The organism is Paenibacillus sp. 1A_MP2 (genome assembly GCF_052244825.1).
Taxonomy (GTDB): Bacteria; Bacillota; Bacilli; order Paenibacillales; family Paenibacillaceae; genus Paenibacillus; species Paenibacillus vandeheii.
On the sequence record NZ_JBQQCS010000001.1, the window covers coordinates 717,118 to 739,769 of the forward strand.

Annotated in this window: 20 protein-coding genes and 3 pseudogenes; 21 read left to right on the forward strand and 2 right to left on the reverse strand. The window is 49.2% G+C overall.

Going from position 1 to position 22,652, the window contains the following annotated elements:
* Positions 1-152: 152 nt before the first annotated feature.
* The 5 genes and pseudogenes from nikA (at position 153) to nikE (ending at position 5,381) form a co-directional block, all read left to right on the forward strand.
* On the forward strand, positions 153-1,790 hold the full coding sequence (nikA, locus tag ACTWJ7_RS03715) for a nickel ABC transporter substrate-binding protein (protein ID WP_301880413.1): 1,638 nt from the start codon (positions 153-155) through the stop codon (positions 1,788-1,790).
* 67 nt (positions 1,791-1,857) lie between these two features.
* Positions 1,858-2,801 (forward strand): annotated as a pseudogene (gene nikB / locus ACTWJ7_RS03720) (nickel ABC transporter permease subunit NikB).
* Positions 2,798-3,628 (forward strand): nickel ABC transporter permease subunit NikC, encoded by an 831-nt coding sequence (nikC, locus tag ACTWJ7_RS03725; protein ID WP_079348000.1) that lies wholly within the window; start codon positions 2,798-2,800, stop codon positions 3,626-3,628. The pseudogene nikB and the gene nikC overlap by 4 nt, the downstream one beginning before the upstream one ends.
* Positions 3,629-3,667: 39 nt before the next feature.
* Positions 3,668-4,471 carry a nickel import ATP-binding protein NikD gene (gene nikD, locus ACTWJ7_RS03730; protein WP_285076477.1) on the forward strand — a complete coding sequence of 268 codons (804 nt, stop codon included), beginning with the start codon at positions 3,668-3,670 and terminating at the stop codon, positions 4,469-4,471.
* A gap of 109 nt (positions 4,472-4,580) precedes the next feature.
* A complete protein-coding gene (nikE, locus tag ACTWJ7_RS03735) occupies positions 4,581-5,381 on the forward strand; it encodes a nickel import ATP-binding protein NikE (RefSeq protein ID WP_079347996.1) in 801 nt (266 codons plus the stop codon).
* A gap of 145 nt (positions 5,382-5,526) precedes the next feature.
* On the opposite strand, the gene ACTWJ7_RS03740 is transcribed toward nikE, so the two are convergent.
* Positions 5,527-6,108 carry an NAD(P)H-dependent oxidoreductase gene (locus tag ACTWJ7_RS03740; protein WP_301880641.1) on the reverse strand — a complete coding sequence of 194 codons (582 nt, stop codon included), beginning with the start codon at positions 6,106-6,108 and terminating at the stop codon, positions 5,527-5,529.
* 224 nt (positions 6,109-6,332) lie between these two features.
* Positions 6,333-6,928 (reverse strand): annotated as a pseudogene (locus ACTWJ7_RS03745) (TetR/AcrR family transcriptional regulator).
* A gap of 284 nt (positions 6,929-7,212) precedes the next feature.
* Here ACTWJ7_RS03745 and ACTWJ7_RS03750 point away from each other — a divergent pair.
* The 16 genes and pseudogenes from ACTWJ7_RS03750 to ACTWJ7_RS03825 all read left to right on the forward strand — a co-directional run bounded on the left by ACTWJ7_RS03750 (position 7,213) and on the right by ACTWJ7_RS03825 (position 22,572).
* The gene (locus ACTWJ7_RS03750; protein WP_301880407.1) at positions 7,213-8,196 is read left to right on the forward strand and encodes a phosphotransferase family protein; all 984 of its coding nucleotides are present in this window, start codon (positions 7,213-7,215) and stop codon (positions 8,194-8,196) included.
* Positions 8,197-8,214: 18 nt separating this feature from the next.
* The gene (locus ACTWJ7_RS03755; RefSeq protein ID WP_079347990.1) at positions 8,215-9,213 is read left to right on the forward strand and encodes a glycosyltransferase; all 999 of its coding nucleotides are present in this window, start codon (positions 8,215-8,217) and stop codon (positions 9,211-9,213) included.
* Between the two features lie 54 nt (positions 9,214-9,267).
* Positions 9,268-9,552 (forward strand): YesK family protein, encoded by a 285-nt coding sequence (locus tag ACTWJ7_RS03760; protein ID WP_301880404.1) that lies wholly within the window; start codon positions 9,268-9,270, stop codon positions 9,550-9,552.
* A gap of 112 nt (positions 9,553-9,664) precedes the next feature.
* A complete protein-coding gene (locus ACTWJ7_RS03765) occupies positions 9,665-9,826 on the forward strand; it encodes a hypothetical protein (protein WP_179132735.1) in 162 nt (53 codons plus the stop codon).
* Between the two features lie 98 nt (positions 9,827-9,924).
* Entirely contained in the window at positions 9,925-11,859 is a 1,935-nt protein-coding gene (gene abc-f / locus ACTWJ7_RS03770) for a ribosomal protection-like ABC-F family protein (RefSeq protein WP_443145136.1), read from the forward strand.
* A gap of 439 nt (positions 11,860-12,298) precedes the next feature.
* Positions 12,299-12,718, forward strand: coding sequence for a hypothetical protein (locus ACTWJ7_RS03775; RefSeq protein ID WP_301880401.1), 420 nt, complete (start codon positions 12,299-12,301; stop codon positions 12,716-12,718).
* Positions 12,718-12,993, forward strand: a complete 276-nt coding sequence (locus ACTWJ7_RS03780) for a hypothetical protein (protein WP_079347982.1) — start codon at positions 12,718-12,720, stop codon at positions 12,991-12,993. Before ACTWJ7_RS03775 ends, ACTWJ7_RS03780 begins: the two co-directional genes overlap by 1 nt.
* Before the next feature lie 6 nt (positions 12,994-12,999).
* Positions 13,000-14,402: pseudogene (locus tag ACTWJ7_RS03785) on the forward strand (glutathionylspermidine synthase family protein).
* A complete protein-coding gene (locus tag ACTWJ7_RS03790; protein WP_285075977.1) occupies positions 14,384-14,788 on the forward strand; it encodes a DUF350 domain-containing protein in 405 nt (134 codons plus the stop codon). The pseudogene ACTWJ7_RS03785 and the gene ACTWJ7_RS03790 overlap by 19 nt, the downstream one beginning before the upstream one ends.
* Before the next feature lie 63 nt (positions 14,789-14,851).
* A complete protein-coding gene (locus ACTWJ7_RS03795; protein WP_301880397.1) occupies positions 14,852-15,799 on the forward strand; it encodes a nucleoside hydrolase in 948 nt (315 codons plus the stop codon).
* A 221-nt stretch (positions 15,800-16,020) separates the two neighbouring features.
* On the forward strand, positions 16,021-16,512 hold the full coding sequence (gene lspA, locus ACTWJ7_RS03800) for a signal peptidase II (RefSeq protein WP_301880395.1): 492 nt from the start codon (positions 16,021-16,023) through the stop codon (positions 16,510-16,512).
* A 263-nt stretch (positions 16,513-16,775) separates the two neighbouring features.
* Complete coding sequence (locus ACTWJ7_RS03805) at positions 16,776-18,014, forward strand: ABC transporter substrate-binding protein (protein ID WP_443145137.1); 1,239 nt, start codon at positions 16,776-16,778, stop codon at positions 18,012-18,014.
* A gap of 25 nt (positions 18,015-18,039) precedes the next feature.
* Positions 18,040-18,906, forward strand: coding sequence for a carbohydrate ABC transporter permease (locus tag ACTWJ7_RS03810; RefSeq protein WP_024629816.1), 867 nt, complete (start codon positions 18,040-18,042; stop codon positions 18,904-18,906).
* Positions 18,906-19,733 (forward strand): carbohydrate ABC transporter permease, encoded by an 828-nt coding sequence (locus tag ACTWJ7_RS03815; protein ID WP_024629817.1) that lies wholly within the window; start codon positions 18,906-18,908, stop codon positions 19,731-19,733. Before ACTWJ7_RS03810 ends, ACTWJ7_RS03815 begins: the two co-directional genes overlap by 1 nt.
* 288 nt (positions 19,734-20,021) lie before the next feature.
* Positions 20,022-21,812 (forward strand): cache domain-containing sensor histidine kinase, encoded by a 1,791-nt coding sequence (locus ACTWJ7_RS03820; RefSeq protein ID WP_367620537.1) that lies wholly within the window; start codon positions 20,022-20,024, stop codon positions 21,810-21,812.
* Positions 21,778-22,572 (forward strand): response regulator transcription factor, encoded by a 795-nt coding sequence (locus tag ACTWJ7_RS03825; RefSeq protein WP_301880391.1) that lies wholly within the window; start codon positions 21,778-21,780, stop codon positions 22,570-22,572. The genes ACTWJ7_RS03820 and ACTWJ7_RS03825 overlap by 35 nt, the downstream gene beginning before the upstream one ends.
* Positions 22,573-22,652 lie beyond the last annotated feature (80 nt).

Here is a 22,652-nt window from a genome sequence, read left to right on the forward strand (position 1 = left end):
AGGGTATCTTTTTTAGTTTTCACCAGCAGGTGCTAAAGTTGACTGTCGAACTGTCGAATTATATTGACAAAAAGTAAGCTCCTGCCTATTCTTAATAGATGAGTATGAGAATCATTATCAAATATAATATAGAGAAAAGGGGTTCCACATCCATGTTTGCATCACATCGAAAATCGTCTGCCTTCCTGCTGGCAACCGCGTTATTGCTGCTGCTGGTTATGGTGGGCTGCAGCAATACAGATAACAAGAAGGCCTCCTCATCGTCTGCCTCGGATGAAGCATCCTCTAGCAAGTCCATTACGATGTCTTGGCCGCGTGATATCGGTACGATGAATCCGCACACATATAATCCTTCACAACTTTTTGCCCAATCCATGATCTATGAGCCGCTGATCAGTTATCAGAAGGACGGGAAGCTCGAGCCTGCACTGGCTGAATCATGGACGATCTCTGAGGACGGTAAAGTGTATACCTTCAAGCTTCGTCAGAACGTTACATTCTCCGATGGCACGCCTTTTAATGCGGAGATTGTGAAGAAGAACTTTGATGCTGTCATGAAAAATAAAGACACACACAGCTGGCTGGGCATTGTGAGTGTGCTGGATAAGACGGAGGTGCTGGACGACCATACCTTCCGCATGACACTCACAGAGCCGTATTATCCTGTGCTTCAGGACTTGTCTGTTGTCCGTCCGTTCCGCTTCCTGGGAGAAGCTGGATTCCCCGATGATGGCGATACGTCCAAAGGCATCAAGGAGCCGGTGGGTACTGGCCCATGGATGCTGGCTGAATACAAACAGGATGAATATGCCGTCTTTAAGCGTAATCCGAATTACTGGGGAACTGCACCGAAGATCGATCAGGTCACGGTCAAAATTATTCCTGATGCAGAAACCCGTGTGCTTGCCTTTGAAAAAGGGGATCTCGACTTGATCTACGGTGAAGGTGTCATCAGTTTGGATGCATTCCAACAGCTTCGCGACAATGACGAATATGTGACTCAATTGTCTGAGCCGGTGGGAACTCGCGATCTGCTGCTGAATTCTTCGAATCCAAAGCTGTCTGATGTGAGAGTGCGGATGGCGCTTCAGCAAGGATTCAACAAAAAAGCAATGGTCGAAGGGATTACTTCCGGTCTGGAAGAACCGGCGGATACTGTGTTGTCCAAAAACTATCCTTACACCAATGTGGACCTGAAACCGGTCGAATATGACGTGGAGCAGGCCAAAGCATTGCTGGATGAAGCGGGCTGGAAGCAGTCTGCGGGGAGTTCAGTGCGTGAGAAGGATGGTCAGCAGCTTGAATTCGAGATGATTTTTGATAAAACAGACCCGATTCAAAAAGCGATGGCGGAGACCATTCAGGCGGAATGGAGCGAGCTGGGGGTCAAAGTGAACCTTACCGGGCTTGAGCTGACTGTGCAGATCAAGCGTTTGAAGGCCAACGACTTCGACCTGTACTTCTGGTATAATTACGGAGCTCCATATGATCCACATTCCTTTATTAATGTTGTGGCCAGTCCTGGATTTGGAATCTCTGAGACGCTGAGTGCGCTGCCCATGAAAAAGGAACTGGACGAGCAGGTGCACGCCGCTCTGTCCTCGACAGACGAGACGAAACGCCAGGAGCTGTATAGTGCGATCCTGACAACACTTCAGGAGCAATCGGCGATTGTCCCGATCTCCTATATCAAGAAAACGGCAGTATATCAGAAGAGTATTACCAACTTTGTTTTCCCGGCCAATCGTGATGAAAATCCGTTTCCGGGCATTGAAGTGGGAGAACAATAAATAAACACATCAATATGATTTTATACAGCAGGCGATGTAGCTTGATAAAAAAGGGAGGAACGTTTTAGTGATCAGCTATATTGGTAAACGGATGATCGCGATCATTCCTATCGTTTTTGTCGCTACGCTTGTTACGTTTGCGCTTATTCATATTTCACCGGTTGATCCGGCAGAGGCTTATCTGACTGCGGCACACATCTATCCAACACCGGAGCTGCTGGAGCAGAAACGTCATGAATTTGGTCTGGATCGACCACTGTTTACCCAATATATCGATACGCTTGGGAAGATTTCCAGGATGGATTTTGGCACTTCGTATCTCACAAACAAACCTGTCATTGATGAGGTGAAATCAAAGCTCCCCGCGACGGCTGAATTGGCCTTGTGGAGCATATTGTTTTCCGCACTGGTGAGCATTCCCCTGGGAATACTGGCGGCGGTGTACAAAAATAGCTGGATTGATATGGTCAGCCGGGGGATTTCCTATTTTGGGGCGTCCATCCCGCAATTTTGGCTCGGGTATCTGCTTATCTTTTTTTTCTCGGTGAAGCTGGACTGGCTGCCTGTGGAAGGACGCGGATCGTGGGAGAATCTGGTGCTGCCTACAGTAACACTCTCCTTAATTCTGATTGCCTTATATACTCGGTTATTACGTTCCAGCGTACTGGAGCAATTACAGGAGACATATGTGCAGTACGCGAGAACACGCGGGATACGGGAACGGGTGATTATGCTGAAGCATGTCCTGAAAATCGCGATATCCCCCTTATTACGGGAATGGGGATGAGTATGGGCAAGCTGCTCACAGGAACCATTATTGTGGAGCAGGTATTTTCCTGGCCTGGGTTCGGACGTTACTTTGTCGATGCGATATTTAACCGGGATATTCCGGTTATCCAATGTTACGTCTTTCTTGCGGCATGCCTGTTCATCGTATGTAATTTGCTCGTTGATCTGGTGCAGTTGGCTATGGACCCACGAATTTCAGCGAAAGGACGGGCAGAGCATTGATAAACAAATGGCGTACAGTGTTCAAAGGGCAGAGAGCCATCCTGGTCTGCTCGATTATTATTTTGCTGTTCTTCGTGGTGACGCTCCTGGCCCCGTGGATTGCTCCGCATGATCCGGTCAAGGTGAATCTGTTGCAAAAGCTCAAGAGTCCATCTGTGGAGCATTGGCTGGGAACGGACCACCTGGGCCGGGATACCCTATCCCGACTAATCTATGGAGCGAGAGTGTCACTTGGTTTTGCTACTCTTATTTTCCTCTCCTCTCTAATTATTGGTGTGATTGTAGGCTCTGTCTCCGGGTATGTTGGCGGCTGGGTTGACAGTATGCTCATGCGTCTCTGTGAAGGGATTATGGCATTTCCGAATCTGGTATTGGTGCTGGGTATCGTTGGTATTTTTGGCCCTGGATTGATGCAGGTTCTGCTCGCTCTGATGATGGTGCAGTGGGTGTATTATGCCCGGATATGCCGGAATATGGTCGTGAGTCTGAAGGAGCGGAACTTCATCACCGCTGCGCGCATTAGCGGGTCATCCTCCTGGAAGATTATCCGTAAACATATCATCCCGAACGTACAGCGCCCCATCGTTGTGATGGGCACACTGGAGATGGGTTGGGCGATTATGGACATATCCGCGCTTTCCTTTCTAGGGCTTGGTATACAGCCTCCCAATGCGGAATGGGGCGCGATGATTCATGAGGGAACGGGTTACATCCGAAGTCATCCAGAGCTGATGATTTATCCGGGCGTGTTGATTTTGCTGGTGGTTATGACGTTCAATATTCTGGGTGAAGCATTGTCCGAGCGATATGGCATTGCAAAACGTTAGTTGAAATGGGCTGGCAGCCTTACGGGGGTGAACGTAAGTATGGTGGATACAGACAAGGTGCTTGAGGTTCGTGGTCTGCAAGTAAAGCTTAAAACCGGGGATGGTCCGGTCTCGCTGCTTGCTCCGATTGATTTTGAATTGAGAAAAGGCTGTGTGTTTGGTCTGGTCGGTGAGAGTGGCAGTGGCAAAACCATCACTTGTAATGCATTGCTACAGATGCTTGACCCGCGCAGCATGGAAGTATCCGGCAGCATACGTCTACATGGGCGGGAGCTTGGTTCGTTGCCCCGTGAGGAGATGCGCCGCATCCGGGGCAAGGAGATTGGATTCATTATGCAGAATCCGATGAATGCTTTTACACCGGTACATACGGTAGGTTCGCAGTTCATTGAAACCTTGCGTACACATACAGGGATGAACAAGAAACAGGCCCGGGAACAGGCGATTTCAGCAATGGCCGATATGAATTTACCGGAGCCTGCCAAGCTAATGAAGCGTTATCCGTTCCAACTCAGCGGAGGCATGCTGCAACGGGTCATGATTGCCATCTCCATGTGTTTGCGACCGGCCCTGGTTATTGCCGATGAGCCTACTACAGCGCTGGATGTCGTGAATCAGAGTCGAGTGCTGCAAGAGCTCGACCGGCTTCGTTCGGAACACGGGACGTCTATTTTACTTATCTCGCATGATCTGGGCGTTATCTCGCAGATGGCGGATGAAGTGGCTGTCATGCAGAAGGGACGAATCGTGGAGCAGGCAGATATTCACCAGCTGTTCGATCATCCCCGGCATGAGTATACACGAATGCTGCTCCATGCCCGGCCAAGGCTGGCTTTGGGCTGATGAGGTATTATCTACGGGCTGCAACGGTATGGAGTGTGTGCAGACTGCGAGAAGTATGGGTAAGGGACAAAGCGGTGTAAGGCCAAGGAATGTGAGAGGATGATGACCTGTGCTTCAAGTTTGTGAAGTAAGCCATAGCTATGGCAGACGTAACTGGCTGGATCGCTCGGGTACGCCCGCTCCAGTAGTGGCGGATATTTCACTCATGATCGAGCAGGGAGTTTGCCTGGGTCTGCTGGGTACAAGCGGTGCGGGCAAAAGTACGCTGGGCAAAATTATACTGGGGCTGGAAAGACCCCGGCAAGGGCGGGTTTTGTTCCAGGGGCAGGATATTTATCAATCAAGCAAGCGTGCGCTCAAGGGTCTGAGACGTGACCTGCAAGTCGTATTTCAGGATTGCTATTCTGCTGTGAATCCGCTGATGACGGCAGCGCAAATTATTGGCGAGCCGTTGGATAATTATGAGCGAATGTCAGCGAAGGAACAGCAGCGGAAGATTAGTCAGCTGCTTGAACAGGTGGGGCTTGCACCTGAGGACAGCAGCAAGCTCCCACATCAGTTCAGTGGTGGACAGCTGCAACGTGTTAACATTGCGAGAGCGATTGCTCTCAAGCCCAAGCTGATTGTCCTGGACGAGTCGGTCAGCAGCCTGGATATGGTGCATCAGACTCAAATTTTATCGCTGCTGGCAGAGCTGCGCGCTTCCTATGGGTTGTCCTACCTGTTTATCACACATGACATTCGAGCGGCGATGACGATATGTGACAGGGTGGCGGTGATGGATCAGGGGCGACTGGTGTTTTGTGGAGACGAAAAGGAATCGATTCTTCAGTCCCAGCATCCGGCTGTACAGCAGTTGGTTTCGTCCATCTTGCCCGAGCATCCGTCTGGACGCCTCGTGTATAGCTAAATAATGTTTTGGTTCAGCTTAGAATAAGTTGCTGTTGAACAGATGATAAGGTTGCACGCGGGTGCAACCTTATTTTTTGTTCGATCCAATCTTACGTATTAAACGACGCTGTATCCACCTAAAGGAGTCTGGTAACCTGGCCTTTCTACCCCATTTTCCGCCCAAGCTGCTCAATCTTCTCCAACCATTTCTTTCTCTGTTCCTCGGACTGTTTTCCCACCAGATCTACAGGTGTTATGCGCACAGGTTTGATGCCTGTCAGAGCAAAGGTAGAGATCTTCATCATTTTGTGTGCGGGCTCACCTTGGAACCATTTGTAGTACCAGTTCGGACCATCCATGGTGGTGATCATGCGAGCCGTACGGCCTTTGAGCAGCTGATCCGGGAAAAGTTTACCTTTGTGATATTTGAAGGCATAACCTGGCATGAAGATGCGGTCGATGAATCCTTTGAACAAAGCTGGCGGTCCTCCCCACCAAATCGGGAATATCCATACGAGATGCTCTGCCCATTTAATAGCCTCTTGGGCTTCTAGCAAGTCCGGTTCAAGCGGCAGTTTATTACGATAGCCTCCCTCTAGATTCATGTTGAATTCCAGTTCGTTTAGGGTGATCATGCGAACCTCGGCACCTGCCTGCACAGCACCTTTACGATAAGCTTCGGCGATTGCGCCATTGTAACTTGGGGAAACGGGATTGCCTTGGATGATTAATATTTTCTTCATGATGACGACACGTCCTGTCTGTTTTAGTTAATGAACACTAACCTCATGTGCAAAAAGAAAAGGTCACGAATGACCCGGTAATCGTTCAGGAATTTCCCTGAAGGTAGTTGAAGCTGGTTTGCCTATAATTTAAACGAATGATATTACAACGGAACCCATCTTGATCAGAGCCATCTCTTAAAGACTGCGAGATCGGAACGGCTTCACAATGCCTGTAGTCGTCGGTTCTATCCCAATTCAGCCGATACCTGCCCCAACATCGATGACAGGCGATGAACGGTTTCCCCAGTGTACGGAACAAGCAGCTCAGGCAGTTCACCTTGCATACTGGAGACGCCCATGCGTGTAATGGCGCCAATAACCAGAACAGCCGTGAGCCGTGAATCCTGATCTGGCAGCTCCCCCGCATAATTCCTTGATCGACCAGGTCAATTAACGCATCCAGCGGCTGACGGTAATCTTCGCTGCTTCCAGCTTCAATGAAAATCTCATGATTCTGTGAGATCAACAGTAGTCCGTAAGGATCTTCATCATGCAATTGAAGAACCTCTGTAATCAGTTGCCGGAAGCGTTCCAGCACCGGACCTTCCTGGTGAACATAACCGTCAATCAAGGCGGTATAGTCCGCGCAATATTGGGTGAAGGCTTCGAGAGCAACAGCATCTTTATTCTTAAAATGTTTGTAAATCGCCGCATCGGTTACACCAGCGGCGTCACCGATCTCTTTGACGGAAATGCCGTCAACGCCTTTGGTTGCGAACAAGCGCATTGCCGCTTGTAAGATGTCTTTCTTTTTGCTGTCTGCATGAGGTTTGTTCTTCATGATTGTATAGTAAGTGATAACTAACTAAATTGCAAGTGTAATTTATGAATTGCTTGATATTCTGCATCCAGAGTGCTTCTGTTCAAAAGCTTGCAGCTTGGTAGGTGTCAACGTATGATGAATAGAAATAAGCACTTTACATCATTACCGATTACGTTTTACAAACTGCAAGATATAGAGGGATACGCCTGTTCAACGGGAGCTTTGTCCCTGCGGGTATGGCGGAAGCTAATGATGCAAAATGCCGGCGTTATCATACGGACGAATTACGGAGGGCACGGAGTATGGGGGACCAGAGGAATGCAGAATTACATGTTTCTTGCTGGGTGACCCCGCAGGGAATGTTGAATGACCGTTATGTATGCAAACGTGAACGGCTGTACAAAGGCATGAACGGCAGATATGTCGAGCGATTCACAGCCCCGGGCGGAGAGAGCTATATTTTTAAGCCGTTGACCCATCAAGGGCAGCATGGGCGTGAACAATGGGTGGCAGAGCATGTGCTGGTGCATTTACCGCCGATCTATCCCCGGCTCATCGCTGCATCAGTCAGAGACGCTACACCGGCTCAGAGCTGGCTGATCTACGAGGATCTGGGGCAACTGGTGCATGATTCGCGGGAAAATACGCTGTCAGCTGCTGCTGTAAACATGGCCAAATGGCACATGATACCTGTTTCCGGCTGGGACGAAATGCCTCATGAAGGTCAGAAACCACCCATTCGGAACATGCTGGACGAGCTGCTCGGGCAGGCGAGAGCTACCGAGGCTTTGCTGTTTAAACTGGGAATGACGCTGTCTCCAATCGATTGGGACAGCATCATCACGCTAATCAGCAAGGCAGACGAAGAGCTTCCACGAGTTCTGTGTCATGGTGACCTGCATCCCGGCAACATGGCGGATGTGAACGGCAGACTGGTCATCATCGATTGGGAGCATGCCCATCTCAACACGCCGCTTTGGGACATATATCATCTGGTGGATCTATCGCATCCGCTGTACCCGAGAACCGTTACGCCTGAGCTGCGGGAGCGAATCATTAATGTTTATCTGGACGGGCTGGAGCGCCATAGCGTTCAGGTTGATCGGGTTACTTTTAAAAGCTGGTACAGTGCATATGCCATTGTATTCTCGCTCTGGATGCTGCGTCTAATTGATGGGGATCTGAGAAGTGCAGACTGTGTATGGCCCGAGGGACAGCTGCGGAACCAGTGGCACGAGACGGCAATGACGCTGGAACAGTGCATGAACCGATTGTTCACGGAATAGAAATGAGGGGTGTAGAACATGCGTAAAGTAGGACTCGTTATGCGTAAAATTCAATTCACCGAGGCGCAGGGCCCGCGCGTATTTGCGGATCGGCTGAAGCAGATCGGGCTGGAGCTGGGTGTGGAGATTGTGTTCATCTCGCCGGAGCGCCATGTGAGCGGGTATGACTGGTTGCCGGGTTATGAGCATGAGAAAGGCGACCTGGTGAACTATGATATCGTACTGGACCAGATATATAGCCAAAATATAGAGCATGTCATCTATACCGTATCCGGGTTTACGTTTTTGAAGATGTTTTTACCGAAAAGCGTGTTGTTCCCGCACAGCTTTCCCGACCCGGCGCTGACGGGATATGAGATGATGAAGCCATTCTATACAATGGTGGATAAAGCGATTGTGCAGACGGAGTTTTTGAAAACAGAGCTGGGCCGCAATTTCGGGGTACATGACGTGAACGTCATTCCGATTGGCTTTAGTGAAGAGCTGGCGAACCGACATTACGACCCGAGTCAGGTCGTGCATAATCGCGTGCTCTGGATCGGTCGGGATGAAGCGAATCGTCGCCCCGATCTGGTGCTGGAATATGCCCGGCAGAACCCGGACAAGGAAGTGTACATGGTGTTTGGGGGCAGACGATACGAAGAAAGCATGAAGAAATACAGCATCCCGGACAACGTAAAACTGCAATTCGCGCTGACGCAGGATGAAGTATTCACCCTGATGAACTCGTCCAAGGTATATTGGAGTTGCTCGGCCTTTGATACGTTTGCGATGCCGCTGACCGAAGCGATGGCGATGGGCAAAATGGTTGTGAAGCCGGAGCATGCCTGCTACGGCCACATTCGCTCCACGCATGCCTTTGCAGGCAATGAGGATAACTGGTTTGAATTGGTGAACATGGCGGCTGCCGCGCCGCGCAGTGTGTCGGAAGATAACCGGGAGTATGCGTTCGGTGCTTTCTCACGCACGATCATGAAAGAGGGATACCGGAACTTTTTCGCGAACTGGTTGAAGTAATACGTGGTCTGTAACAACGGGTTCTAACCATTCAGCAAGAAGGAGGATAACCTTATGGATGTACTCATCCTGTGGACGGTCGGTATGTGGGCGGTGCTGCTGTTGATTGAATGGCTCATCTATCGGATGCAAGGACGCCGAATGACCTGGGTTCAATATATACTGCCATGTGTGGCCTTGCTCGGCGGAGCTACTGTGATCATGATTAGCATTGATATTGGCGGGTGGAACGGCATCGGATATGCCTTGCTTGGGGCATCGCTCGGTACATCGGGAATGTTGACACTAATTACGGTGGCAATTACGGATGTGGTGTTCCGGCGTCGGGGAAGGAATTAATCAGAACAGTTAAACTGCTGTACTTTAAAAATGATGGAGCGATCGGACGGTTGCAGGAATGCATTCGTCTGTGATATATTGGCATTAATTATGACAAGGGAGGTGAAGACAGGTGAATCACGCGATGCTTAACAACCGTATTAGCCAGCTGCCGATTGCTATGGCTGGCATTGTTCATACTTTTCCAACTAACGGGAGAAGTCTGTCTAAATTTGAATATACGGAAATTAACATTTGCGAGAAGATGCCTGCCTTGACCTCATTCGGACGATAAGCAATTTTGCTTGAATTCTGAAGAGCCGCGGAGCTAACCTCCTGCGGCTCTTTTTGTGTTGCGGTCAGGATCTTCCAATCCATAGGAGGAACCTTATTATGATGATTATTAGCGCACAACAACTGACTCAATACCACGGAGCACATCTGGTGCTGGACGGCATTACGTTTGAAATTATGGAAGGCGACAAGGTCGCCCTGATCGGCCGCAACGGAAGCGGCAAAACAACATTGATGCGCCTGATGGCACGACTGAGCCAACCGGATGAAGGACAATTAATGATTAAGAAGGATACTCGTATTGGGTACGTGGCTCAGGTGCCGGAAGGAATGGATGATTACACGGTGCTGGATGTGCTGAGTCTTGGATTCAGGGAGCTTATGGCGTGCCGGAGCCAAATGAAGGAAATGGAGCAGCAGATGTCCGATCCGGACTGTGCAGCCGATCCGAACCAATTGGAGCGCCTGTTGAAGCGGTATGCGGCGTTGCAGGAACAGTTTGAGCGTGAGGGCGGATATGAGATGGATGCCCGGATCGATCAGGTCGCGGACGGTCTGGATATTGCGAAGGAGCATTACGGATGGCGTTTTGGTTCGTTGTCTGGTGGTGAACAGACACGGGTTGTGCTGGCTTCACAGCTAATTGTAAGGCCTGATCTGTTATTGCTGGATGAGCCGACCAACCATCTTGATCTGGAGCGGGTGGAATGGCTGGAAGGATTTTTGCGCGAGTATACAGGTACGATTATCCTGATCTCACATGATCGCTACTTTTTGGACCGTGTGGCATCTAGGACGTTGGAGCTGGAGGATGGAGAAGCGCAAACGTCTGCTGGCGGTTATACGGAATATATGAAGGTGAAGGAACAACGACTGCTGCAGCAGTTTGAGGAGTTCAAGGAGCAGCAGAAGGTGATCAAAAAAATGAAGGAAACGATCCGCCAATTGGAGGAATGGGGCCGAGTCGGGGGCAATCGAAAGTTCTTCCGGCGTGCGGCTTCCATGCGCAAGGCTATTGAGCGGATGGAGCAGGTAAAGCGGCCAGTACTGGAGCGGCGTAACGCTGACTTCGATGTACGTCCTACGGATCGTACGGGAAAACGGGTGGCCGTATTGGAACAGGTCGAAAAGGCTTATGGAGAACGCCCAATTCTGCGAGGTGTCTCGGGTTTGCTCGAATATGGCGACAAAATTGCCCTGATTGGACGCAATGGTTCAGGCAAAACGACGTTGTTTAAGCTCTTGTTGGGCGAGGAGCAGCCGAGTGCAGGCAGCCTGGAGTGGGGTGCACGAGTGGATGTCGGCTATCTGGCCCAGCAGGAGGAGCCTTCCAATCCGAAGCTGAACGTGCTGGAATACTTCCGGTTGGAAGCGGGCGTGGAAGAAGGAGAAGCACGTGGTATTTTGGCCCGATATCTGTTCTACGGAGCAGATGTGTTCCGCTCGGTAGGGCAGCTGTCTGGAGGGGAGTGGACACGGCTAAGGCTGGCTCTTCTGGTTCAGCGCAAGCCGAATGTGCTTTTGCTGGATGAACCGACCAACCATCTGGATATCGCTTCAAGGGAAGCGCTCGAAGAGTCGCTCGTTGATTTTGAAGGAACGGTGCTGGCCATCTCACATGACCGCTACTTCGTCAATCGACTCGCTTCCCGTGTATGGGAACTGGAGAATGGGCAGATGATCGCCTATCTGGGAGACTATGAAGCCTATCGCGAGAAGAAGCTTGAACTGCAAGCCCATGCAGCGGCAACAAATCAGCAGATGGCAGGTGTAGCGACTCCAACACGTGGGAGTGCGAAACCGCCACAGGAGACGAAGTCCGCTGCAACGCCTGATACAACGTCCACATCCAAGAAGCTTTCCGCTGTACAATTGGAGCAGAGACTGGCTCGACTGGAAGAGCAAATTCAGGTGCTGGATCATCAGCTTGAATCTGCGGAGAACACGCCAGATGAGCTGGAGCAAATATGGAACGAACGCGAGCGACTTTCTGGGGAATACAATGAAATGTTGGCCCAGTGGGCAGAGCTGTGAGACAGTCGATATGGAGCTGATCTCAAGGTAGATTTGAAATAGATCTTGAAATAGATTTGAAATAGATGAAGAACGGAAGAAGGCTGGAGAATATTCTCTGGCCTTTTTGCTTTTCAAAACTAACATACGAATAGATTCATTTCGATCTCTATAAATTGAACTAATCATTTACACGATAACAGCGATCGGAAGGTTGTTCTGTCATCGGAGTGGCAAGTGTACATATTCTTTACTTTGAAAAGCGCTCTTGGGATTTATATAAAATGCTTTTTTACATGTCAGCGGGAATAGTGTAACTTTTTTCCTTCTCGTGCGTTTAATACGTTTGTGTGTATTGAAACGGCTCCTCTTAGAGCTTACAGAAAGGCAGGTTATCGTTATTTATTATTCATTGACTTATCGGAACTGGTCGGATGATCGGCAGGTGGAGACGGGGGTATTGGAGCAGGTTTCGGTCACTCGCGATGAACTGTTCATGCGCAAGTTGGTTGATGCCACCCTGATGAAAAATAAGCTTTGGGCACATCTGTCCAATGAATGCGAGGATCGTCGGGAGCATGCAGTCTACTTGACCGAGTACAACAATCAAAAGCCTGCGGAACACGGTACAGCGATTGCGGACGCTGCACTGTCGATGTGCAAAATGTCCTCCATGTACAGCGCGGAATACATGCTGTGGAATGGGAGTGCATTTCAGGAATTGGACTTGGCAGAATCCTCCTCGTACACGATGGAGCTTGGCGAGCAACTACTGGACCATTACATGGTCCGAGGCGGTATAACCTATGAATTTGTGTATTCCGTGCTGGATGCGGATCGCAAGAAAGTGTTGTTTTTTATGAAGGAGGTGGATCTGTAATGGCCGAAAATCTCACACCCACACCCGGCTCACGTGCCAAGCTGGTTGCCTTCTCGCTCATGCTTGCAGTGCCTGCCGTATTATCCGGTTGTGGCAGCAATAGCGATGATTGCGACCCGGAATACGATACCGGATGTGAGTATGACTCCAGCAGCGGGCACTATTACTATGGTGGCGGATCGTCCTATCGGAGCAACAAGGACAGCAGTTCCTACAGCAAATCCAGTTCCAAATCGAGCGGCTTTGGCAGCTTCTTCCGCAGTTCGGGAGGTTAGAACCTGATGAGGCATATATACGAGATGCCGTTCAGCCATGAAGAAGTATTCAGGGACGAAGCAGGGCAACAAGTTCCCTATCACCGAATGTATGGCAAGCAATATTGTGTACCTGCATTAACGGTCTATACCCCTGCGGAGATGCAGGAATTACGTGCAGCAGTTGAGGCTGTAGACGGGATTTATTGCAAGGTGATGCGTTTTATCCAGCAATACATGCCCGACTCTTTTCTGGAGCATCAATTGGGTATTCACCCTGGCCTTATTCCAGCGGCTCGTATGGAGATGGTGACAGGCGGGATCACTCGGCAGGACTGGATTATTGGGGAAACGGGTCCCAAATGCATTGAAAATAACACCGATACCCCAACAGGCATACCAGAAGCAGCTGCATTGGAAGGTATTTTGGTTGGGATGGCTGAAAAAACATCGCTCTATCCTCCGTCCAAAGGCATGGATGAGTGTATCCGAGAATGCTTTCGCAGCTGGTTGGGTGCTTATGCAAAGCAGGGCTTGCAAGGCGTGGTGACCTTTACTTCGTTCGGAGATCATGTGGAGGATCGGACCAATACGGAGTATCTGATGAAGCTGTGTCAGGAAGCGGGATATGAAACGTTTTACGCTCCACTGGAGGAATTGGAGATTATCCCCGGGATTCACTCTACCATCAAGGGCGCGAGATCAACCTGCTGTACCGTCTATATCCCCTGGAGTATCTGATCGATGATCGAGACGAGACGACGGGGGTGGATATCGGCGCTGCGCTGCTTGAGCTGGTACAGGAAGGACGACTCGGTCTGATGAATCCCGTACAACATGTGCTGATGCAGAGCAAAGGCTTCATGGCCGCCATCTGGTCGCTCTATGAACGCAATGAACAGACCCCGGAATATTGCGGATTTCGGCTGTTTAACGATGCGGATCTGGAAACCATTTCGCGGTATTTGCTGCCAACTTATTTCGAAGCAGGACCCTTTGAGCTGGATTCCATTCCATATGTAGCCAAAAGCTATTGGGGACGTGAAGGCCGAGGGACCTCACTGCTGGGTGACGAAACGGAGCAGACTACGGGCAAGCCGAATACGTATTCACCTGTGAGCGTTCAGACGCCATCAAACTCGAACGAAACAGGCACAGTGGATGAAGAAGAGGAGCTTGCCGCCTATTATAACAATCAGCCCAAGATTTATCAGCAGCTCGTTCCAATGGAACAGGCCGTGATTCAGACAGAGGATGGCGAATACAGAGGTTATTTGCTTACCGGAGTATTTGTCATTAATGGACGTTTTGCGGGTGTACTGCCGCGAATCGGGGAGAAAGTGACAGGGGATATGGCCTATTATTGTGCGGCCACGGTCAATGAACGGATGGATGATGAGGAGGAGAAGGAATGGACAATTTGGGATTGAACCTGCTGAATGTAGCGGTAGGTGTGGGCATTTTACTGGTTGTATTGGTATGCGGGTATTTCGCTTTTAGCCAACTGACCCGGTATAACGATAGTGAGGAAATTGCGAAAGGCAACGAGGCGGCAGGCATATACATGGGGAGCAAATTGCTGGGCCTGTGTATTATTGTGGGCATGGTGTCCTTCTCCACGCACTCGTGGCTGGATATGCTGCTTTGGTCGGCGCTGGGAATCATTATTTTGTGTCTGGTCTATATTATATTTGACTTCCTGACCCCCAAGATGCGGGTATGTGATGAAATTGCACGAGGGAATATGGCCGTGGCACAGCTGCTGCGTTCCATTATCATCGGCGTTTCCATCGTCATCGGTACATTTTTGATGTAAAATAAATGCTAGCGATAAACGATAATTCAGAATAAATATTTAACCAAGAAGGAGCGCAGCATCATGAGAAAAGTCATCATTGATACAGATACAGCAGGAGACGATACGATTGCGATCCTGACGGCACTGCACCATTTCCAGGTGGAGGGCATCACGATTACAGGTGGGAACGTGCAGTTTGACCAAGAGGTGGAAAATGCACTGTACACCGTGCAGGTTGCGGGTCATGGCGGCAAGGTGCCTGTGTACAAAGGATGCGAACGCCCGTTAATGGCCTATGGCAAGGCCCAACACCGCACGGTGGAAGACGTACATGGTGATGACGGCATGGGCGGAGCCCATTTCCCGAAGGCGGACCAGCGTCCCGAGGCAGGGCATGCAGTTGATTTTATCATTGAAAAGGTACACGCACAGCCGGGCGAGATCTCACTTCTGGCGATTGCACCGCTGACCAACATTGCGATGGCCATTCAGAAGGACCCGACCATTATTCCAGAGATTGCACATCTCTACATCATGGGTGGAACGAATAATGCACTGGGCAATATTACGCCAGCCGCGGAGTATAACTTCTATGTTGATCCGGAAGCAGCCAAAATTGTATTACACGCGGGCATTCCGATTACCATGGTTGGCTGGGAGATGTGTACTCAGTATTCCGTTATGGATGATGACGATCATGCGGAGATTGCAGCGCTAGGTACATCTGGTGCGGATTTCTTCACGGCCATCAACAAAGTGGTTATGCAGTTCAACAAATCGGTACATAAACTGAACGGCACCACTCATCCGGATACGTTGCTAATGGCTGTTGCTGCAGATGAGTCGCTCATGACCAAATCCGGTCAGTATTACGTGGATGTGGAAGCAGCAGGAGAATTAACGCGCGGATATAGCGTGGTGGATATCAACGGACGTTTCGGCAAAGAACCGAACGTACGCGTCTGCGAGGCCATTGACCGTCCGAAATTCAAATCGATGCTGCTGGATGTGCTCTCCGCTATTCGATAATTTCGTTAATTGTCCCTCATTCCGTATAAGACGGCTGGGGGCTTTTTTTCATTTGAAACGGAAACGAGAGAACGTGTGAGCACAGGTACGACAGCTCATATGGATTCAATACAGCGGCTGTGTTAAAGTGGAGGAAACATTACGTTAAACCCAATGGTACGGTAGAAGACTGAGGGGTTAACATAGGCTAGGCTGTACAGTCTGGCAGGAGGAGAGGCAACATGTTGTTTTATTTTATAGCACTGCTGGTTACCTTGGTGGATCAGGGCACCAAAATGGCGGTGAGGATGTATATGGAAGTTGGCGACACGATGAGACTTGGCGATTCGGGTATGCAGCTGCAGCATTATGAGAACAGTGGAATGGCCGGCAGCCTGTTTCAGGGGAACGCGCGTCTGTTTGGCGTGGTCGCCATTCTATTTATCGCAGGTATGATGTATTATCGGAGAAAAGGTGAAATTCGCGGTTTCTGGATGCAGGCAGGTGCTGGCTTCATGGTCGGTGGTGCTTTGGGGAATGCAATCGATCGCTTTATTTACGCACGCGTAACGGATTTTCTCGTGTTTCCGTCGGGACGCGGAATACTCAATCTGGCGGATGTTGCAATAAACATAGGCGTGATGCTGCTGGTCATCGGTATGTTAATTCGTGCATTTCAGAGCTATCGGGCGAAGCGATTGCGAAATGCATTGCCGAAAATTGAACGTTCATAATGAGACAGCAACGGCTTTGCTGTAGGCCATTATAAGTGAATAATTAAGAGGCATTGGATATCATCCGATGTCTTTTTTTGTTATGTCGATGACCGGACTCACGCTCAGTGGGGCTGATTCAATTTTATCGAAACCGTTTTAGGAATAATAGGACACATTATAGTCAACGCTCATAGTAGGAATCGGTGGAAGGATTAACCACATGGTTACTTCACTAATTTAATGGGTAAATCTTAACGTATATAAGCTGAGGGAGGTACAACATGAGAACATCGTTTACCAAGGCACTCGGGATAATGCTGCTTTGTGGAATAACGGCTGTATTGCTGTCTTCCTGCACCAGCGGGAATCATGCCAACGGCAAAGTGCAGGTTGAATTTTTTCAGAACAAACCCGAAGCCAAAGGAACATTTGATGAGTTAATCAAAACATTTAACGCCGAACACTCCGATATTCAGGTCACTCAGGTGAATCCACCAGATGCGGAGACGGTGCTGAAGACACGTGTGGTGAAGAACGATGTGCCAGATATTATGGCGATGGGGGCGACGGATACCTATTCCATTCTTGCACAGAGTGATATTTTCGCCGATCTGACCGATAGTCCACTGTTAAAAACAATCGATCCCAACTACATACAGATGCTGAAGGATGTCACGGGAATGGATGAAGTGACGGGCGTTCCTTACGCAACAAATGCAAACGGAATCATGTATAACAAAACGTTGTTTAAGGAAATGGGTTTGGATGTTCCCGAAACCTGGGACGAGCTGATTGCTACAGCCCAAAAAATTAAGGATGCAGGTAAAATTCCGTTTTACTTCACATACAAGGATGACTGGCAGACGAATCTGCCGTTCAATGCACTCGGACCTAACTTGGTTGGTATTGATTTCTATCTGGAGCGTCGCGAGAACAAGGTGACCTTCAAGGAGAAATACCGTGAGGTCGCGGAGAAGCAGTTGGAACTGATGAATTATGGTCACGGCGACAACTTCGGTAAAGCGTATTCGGATGGTAACCGTGCCTTTGCCAATGGCGAAGCTTATATGTACATCCAGGGTACCTGGGCGATCTCCGAGATTCGCAAAGCGAACCCGAATGTGGACATTGGTTTCTTCCCATTCCCGACAGGCAATGACCCAAGCCAGATTAAGCTGGTGAACGGAATCGACTCCCTGTTTACCATTGCAGCGGATACACCAAACAAGGAACAGGCTGAGCAGTTCATCGCATTTCTGCTGGAGCCTGAAAATATAGGCAAGTACATTAAGGAACAAACGCTGTTCTCTGCGGTGGAAGGTGTAAAACAAGATGATCCTGCTGTACAGGAACTGACACCTTACATTGAGCAGGGCAAGGTTATCGACTTTGCCGATCACTATATTCCGGCTGCGGTGCAGCTGAATTCCATCGTACAGTCCTTTTTGCAGAACAAAAACATCGACAACTATCTGGATACACTCGACAAAGAATGGGACAAGGTAGCGAATCGGCGATAACGCCTTGTCCGAAGGAGGATGGAGTATGAACAAGCGCATTGCGCCCTATTACTGGATGACGGTTCCGGCGGTAGTATTGTTCTTCGTATTTATGACGCTGCCGGCCCTCCAGGGGATCTATTATTCTTTTACGAACTACAACGGATTTGGTAATGGTTATGATTTTGTTGGATTCAAAAACTATTTCAATCTGTTTCAGGATGACAATGTAGGCAATGCCTACTGGTTTACCTTCAAGTTTGCGATCGTTGTAACGATCCTGACGAATATTCTAAGCCTACTCATTGCACTCGGGCTGAATGCCAAGATCAAGTTCCGTAACTTTTTCCGGGGCATCTACTTCTTGCCGAATATCCTGAGTGTATTGATTGTAGGTTACATATTTAACTACCTGTTCTCCAACGTATTTCCGATCTGGGGACAAAACCTGGGCATCAACGCCCTATCCACCAACATTCTGGGCAGCGAAAGCCTGGCATGGATCGGGATCGTGATTGTGGCCGTATGGCAATCCGTTGCATTGAATACGATTCTATATCTGGCGGGATTGCAAACGATCCCTACAACATTGTATGAAGCATCAAATCTGGACGGCGCCGGCAAATGGCGTGAATTCTGGAGCATTACATTCCCGCTCATTGCTCCATTCTTCACGATTAACATGGTGCTGGCGATGAAAAACTCATTGATGGTCTTTGACCAAATTGTGGCCTTGACCAATGGTGGACCGGGACGGGCAACACAGTCCATCTCCCATCTGATCTACACGGGTGGATTTGAAGGCGGCGAATATGCATATCAATCTGCGAACTCGGTTATCTATTTCATCGTTATTGCGGTGATTTCGATTCTGCAAATCCGGTTCCTGCAAAGAAGGGAGACGGATCTGTAATGAGAAGCCGTTTACGTACCAACTGGCCTGTTATGTTGTTGATTGTTCTGGGTACCTTGTTCATTCTGTTCCCGTTATATATGACGGTTACCATCGCATTGAAAAATCCGGAGCAAATGGCCCAATCGGTATTTGCCATTCCGACAACGCTTCACTGGGAGAACTTTGCAAGCGCAATAGACATGACTAACTTCTTTCAATCGTTCCGTAACAGTGCGATTGTTACTGCATCAACAGTTATCCTGACCTTGCTCAGTAACTCCATGGTGGCTTACGCGATTGCGCGAAATATGGAGAAACGGAAGTTTTTCAAAGGGCTGTACTACTACTTCGTCAGCGCGATGTTCATTCCGTTTCCAATCATCATGCTGCCGATTGTTAAGCTGACTGCATCATTGGACATGACGAATCTGTTGGGTCTAATCCTGTTGCACACGGTATATGGACTTGCCTTTAACGTATTTGTATACGTCGGATACATTCGGTCCATTCCGGTAGCACTGGAGGAAGCGGCCTTTGTAGATGGAGCGACAACCTGGGGCACGTTCTGGAAAATCATTTTCCCATTGATGGCGCCGATCAGTGCCACAGTGGGTATCCTGACCTGTCTGTCCACTTACAATGACTTCCTGCTGCCACTCATTATCATTAGTGATCCGGCACAATACACGCTGCCGCTTGTGCAGTATGTATTCCAGGGTCAATTCAATACCGACTTTAACCTGGCGTTTGCTTCATACTTGCTGGCATTGCTGCCGATGATCATCATCTATCTGTTCGCGCAGAAGTGGATTATCAACGGGGTGACACAAGGCTCGGTAAAATAATAAATGAGAGGTTGGGCTCATCATGGAGCCCGCCTTTTTTTGTTTTTATGGCTCTTTTGCTTGCTTGGACAGGATGATAGATATAAGTGATTGATTAACAAAGGGAACTGTGCTATTTTTTAGTCGTTAGTTTAATCGATAAACAAAGCGCAGAGAAAGGGAGTAATCAGCCGTTATGTAAACGCTTTAAATATTGCTGATGCTGGATTCGGCATAGCTTGTACTCCATCGTCACCCAGCATGAGATTCGGGTGGCGATTTCTTTACATGCAGCGAGGAGGATGGGTCTTGCGAGGGAAAATGGGCAGATGGAATTCATTACGCAATCAGATCTTTGTTGGTTTTGTACTGGTGATGCTGATGGTCTTGTTCATTGCAGGCATTGTTGCCTATGATCGGGTATCCGGTCTGCTGAAGACCAATGCGGAGAAGCATATTTATCAGACGGCTGTTCAGGCCAACGGCAGATTGGATGCCCTTATTTCACAGGTGAACTCCCTGACAGCCCAAGTGGCGGATGATCCTTACGTTCAGCGTTTGCTGAGCAATGAAAAAAGCGGAGAATCGGCAACATTCAATCAGCGTCAGGCCCTCCTGCAGATTGTGGGCAGCTATCAATCCTTTATGAATGGCGTACAGAGCATGGAAATCTACACCACCAATCACAGCCGGATTTTCCCCATGGATGACCGCTCCCTGGATGTGAGGCTGGACCGGAACTGGATTACGGAAGCGGACAAGGAAAAAGGAAGGCTGATCTGGACTGGCCCCGATCCGGAAGATCCCGGCGTGATTATGGCTATTCGGCGTGTCAGCTTGATGGACCGGGCCTTTGAACATGGAGGCTACGTTGTAGTGCGGATGCAGCGCAGTTTCTTTCAGTTGAATGATCTGGATGATGCGGACGATACGCTGGACTCGATTCTGTTGGCGGATGCCAATGGGAGCGTTGTGACTTCCAATCTGGAAGCAGACCTGAATGTGGAGGCATTGCTGAGCAGTGATCGCTCCATTGTTCAGACCCGGGATGAGCCCTATATCGTGGTCAGACAGCATTCCGAAATTACGGGGTGGACCCTGGCTGTCCTTACTCCTGTGAGTGAAACAACCGAAGGAGTATCCATCCTTCGTACGGCGCTGCTCATATCCGGATTATTTGGCGTCGTTTTGTTTCTAATCATGTCCTTCCTCTTGTCTACCATGATTACACGTCCGATCAGGCGACTAATGAGGGCCATGCGCAGTGCGCGTCCGGGAGCAATGGAGCCCAATATTATGGTGAGTTCAACAATGGAGATACATAAGCTCAATGAAGTATACAATCAGATGGTATACAGGCTGAACGAGTTGACCCAGGAAGTGTATGAGAAGGAAATTATGCAGTCTCGAACGGAACTAAAGGCACTTCAGTCGCAGATTAATCCTCATTTTTTGTTCAACACGCTGGAGGCGTTCTATTGGTCACTTGAGGACAAAGGAGATGAGGAAATGGCACGTATGGTTGTAGCGATGTCCCGTTTATTTCGCTATATTATCTCCAGTCCGAATCAGAATGAATGGGTTACGCTTGCCGATGAATTGGAGCACGCCGAACGTTATCTTCGGATCATGGAGATGAGACTTGGCGACAGATTGACATGGGAGATTCAATTAAGTGATAGCATGCGAATGGTGAAAATCCCCAAACTGCTCATCCAACCGTTGGTGGAAAACGCCATTCTTCACGGAGTGGAGAGCAGAATCGGACCTGGAAAGGTAAGTGTTCGTGTCGATGCATCGACAAAGGAGGGGCTTGTTCACATTGAAGTTCGGGATGACGGACCTGGTATGGATGATCAAAGGCTTCAATCTGTCGACCACGCATTGAATGGGGGACCTGCAGTTTCCGACAAAGGGACAGGCGTGGGTCTGATTAACGTCGATCGTCGGCTGAAGCTCTATTTTGGCAATCAGCTCGGTAAAGCTTGCGGGTTGTCTGTGAAAAGTGAAATGGGTGAAGGAACCATCATTGGCTTTGATATTCCGAAGGATACGGAGGGTGCATATGATTCATGGCAAAACGATTCTAATCGTCGATGATGAGCCGCGCACACGAGAGGGCATCCGCAAGACGCTGGAAGGCTGGTCGGCTGGCCGCAATGAGATCAGAACGGCAGCTAGTGGAGTCGAGGCAGCCGAATGGCTCAAGGAACAGTCAGCGGACCTGCTGATCACAGACGTACGAATGCCGGAGTTCTCCGGCCTGTCTCTGGTTGAAGCGGTGCAGGATTATCCGAGTAAACCTGTCGTACTGATCATGTCGGGACATGCCGATTTTCAATATGCCCAGCAGGCCATCAAGCTCGGTGTGGTGGATTATCTGCTCAAACCGATTGAGAAGGAGCAGCTGATCCAGACGGTTGAGAAAGCCCTGGAACTTGGTGAACAGCAGCGGCGCATTCAAACGATGCAGAAGCTCGTTGATCCGAAGCTGCTGGATGCCAGGGAGCGAGGAGATCAGCGACTTAATCCCCAGATCAGCGAAGCTATTGCTTATGTGGAGGCCCATCTGGGCGAGCCTGTCACCATGCGGGAAATCGCTGAGCTTTTGCATTTGAACTCAAGTTATTTCAGCGTGCTGTTCAAGGAGCAGATGGGAATTAATTTCAGTGAATATCTGACCCGGAAACGTGTTCAGCGAGCCAAGGAATTGCTCGTTCAGACCGCCTTGCCCATCTCGGAGATCGCCGAGCAGGTTGGGTATCAGACGGATAAATATTTTATTAAAGTGTTTAAGAGCCTCGAAGCGATCAGCCCAAGTAAATATCGTCATTCCATTACCAATCAAGAGAATAAATAACCATAAAATAGTGGAGTTTTTCCAAATCATCCTGGTCTTATGGGGTCGGTGTACCCATGTTAGAATTTAATTAAAGCGGT

Bases quoted from the DNA above. Each gene is read 5' to 3' on its own strand.
- nikD (WP_285076477.1), top strand. From the start codon at position 3,668: ATGGTGGATACAGACAAGGTGCTTGAGGTTCGTGGTCTGCAAGTAAAG.
- ACTWJ7_RS03780 (WP_079347982.1), top strand. From the start codon at position 12,718: ATGGCCGAAAATCTCACACCCACACCCGGCTCACGTGCCAAGCTGGTT.
- abc-f (WP_443145136.1), top strand. From the start codon at position 9,925: ATGATGATTATTAGCGCACAACAACTGACTCAATACCACGGAGCACAT.
- ACTWJ7_RS03750 (WP_301880407.1), top strand. From the start codon at position 7,213: ATGGGGGACCAGAGGAATGCAGAATTACATGTTTCTTGCTGGGTGACC.
- ACTWJ7_RS03760 (WP_301880404.1), top strand. From the start codon at position 9,268: ATGGATGTACTCATCCTGTGGACGGTCGGTATGTGGGCGGTGCTGCTG.
- ACTWJ7_RS03825 (WP_301880391.1), top strand. From the start codon at position 21,778: ATGATTCATGGCAAAACGATTCTAATCGTCGATGATGAGCCGCGCACA.
- ACTWJ7_RS03755 (WP_079347990.1), top strand. From the start codon at position 8,215: ATGCGTAAAGTAGGACTCGTTATGCGTAAAATTCAATTCACCGAGGCG.
- nikA (WP_301880413.1), top strand. From the start codon at position 153: ATGTTTGCATCACATCGAAAATCGTCTGCCTTCCTGCTGGCAACCGCG.
- ACTWJ7_RS03795 (WP_301880397.1), top strand. From the start codon at position 14,852: ATGAGAAAAGTCATCATTGATACAGATACAGCAGGAGACGATACGATT.
- ACTWJ7_RS03790 (WP_285075977.1), top strand. From the start codon at position 14,384: ATGGACAATTTGGGATTGAACCTGCTGAATGTAGCGGTAGGTGTGGGC.
- ACTWJ7_RS03810 (WP_024629816.1), top strand. From the start codon at position 18,040: ATGAACAAGCGCATTGCGCCCTATTACTGGATGACGGTTCCGGCGGTA.
- lspA (WP_301880395.1), top strand. From the start codon at position 16,021: ATGTTGTTTTATTTTATAGCACTGCTGGTTACCTTGGTGGATCAGGGC.
- ACTWJ7_RS03805 (WP_443145137.1), top strand. From the start codon at position 16,776: ATGAGAACATCGTTTACCAAGGCACTCGGGATAATGCTGCTTTGTGGA.
- ACTWJ7_RS03815 (WP_024629817.1), top strand. From the start codon at position 18,906: ATGAGAAGCCGTTTACGTACCAACTGGCCTGTTATGTTGTTGATTGTT.